Here is a 230-nt window from a genome sequence, read left to right as displayed (position 1 = left end):
CGCAGAAGAACTGGTTCTGGGGCAACACGCTGAACCCGTTGGATACGCGTACCGTAGTGCAACGCCTGGACAATGGGTACGAATTCTCCGGCAGGAAGAGCTTTTGCTCGGGGGCGCTCGATTCCGACATGCTGGTCGCGTCGGGGCTGGATGCCGTCAGCCGAAAGCTGCTGATCGCGGCCATCCCAACTTCCCGTTCCGGCATCACGTTGAATCACGACTGGAACAGC

Annotated in this window: 1 pseudogene; it reads left to right on the top strand. The window is 60.0% G+C overall.

From position 1 onward, the window contains the following. A pseudogene (locus SB753_RS42185) lies at positions 1–230 on the top strand (monooxygenase); the annotation flags it as partial.

Source organism: Paraburkholderia sp. SIMBA_053 (genome assembly GCF_046534895.1).
Classification (GTDB): Bacteria; Pseudomonadota; Gammaproteobacteria; order Burkholderiales; family Burkholderiaceae; genus Paraburkholderia; species Paraburkholderia caledonica.
Note: the sequence above shows the minus strand (reverse complement) of the source record. Positions and strands in the feature narration are given on the sequence as shown.